The organism is Pseudomonas viridiflava (assembly GCF_900602065.1).
Taxonomy (GTDB): Bacteria; Pseudomonadota; Gammaproteobacteria; order Pseudomonadales; family Pseudomonadaceae; genus Aquipseudomonas.
The window spans coordinates 1-467 of sequence record NZ_UWFN01000262.1; the positions used below are offsets into that span (position 1 = coordinate 1).

General features: G+C 58.7%; 1 protein-coding gene. It reads left to right on the forward strand.

Going from position 1 to position 467, the window contains the following annotated elements; translation table 11 throughout:
- Positions 1-78 precede the first annotated feature (78 nt).
- The coding region (locus tag EE949_RS13720; protein WP_122664772.1) for an HD domain-containing protein at positions 79-467 on the forward strand (389 nt) is incomplete at its 3' end.

The window sequence follows — 467 nt, forward strand, 5'->3', positions numbered from 1 at the left end:
TCCATGTCCTTTTATCACTGCCTTGCTGGGACGTGATTTTCTACAATGCTCAAATAGCAGTCGCACTTGGAGAGTTCAATGCTCGAAAACCGTTTCGCCCCGTTCGAGGATCTCGCTCGGATGCTGATTCCGCATACCCACGCCGAGAAGATCGACGGTTCGCATGACGTCTCGCATTTGCTGAGAGTCTGGAGAAACGTCTGCGCCATTCGTGACGATGAAGGCGGTGACGCCCGCGTGCCGGTGGCCGCCACGCTGCTGCATGACTGCGTGGCGGTCGAAAAGAACTCGCCCTTTCGCTCCCGAGCATCACGACTCGCAGCTGCCCGAGCCAGCGAGTTGCTGACCGAAATGGGCTGGGGTGAAGAAAGCATCGCTTCGGTGGCTCACGCTATCGAGGCGCACAGCTTCTCGGCACAAATAACGCCCAGGACCCTGGAAGCCAGAATCCTGCAGGAGGCCGACCG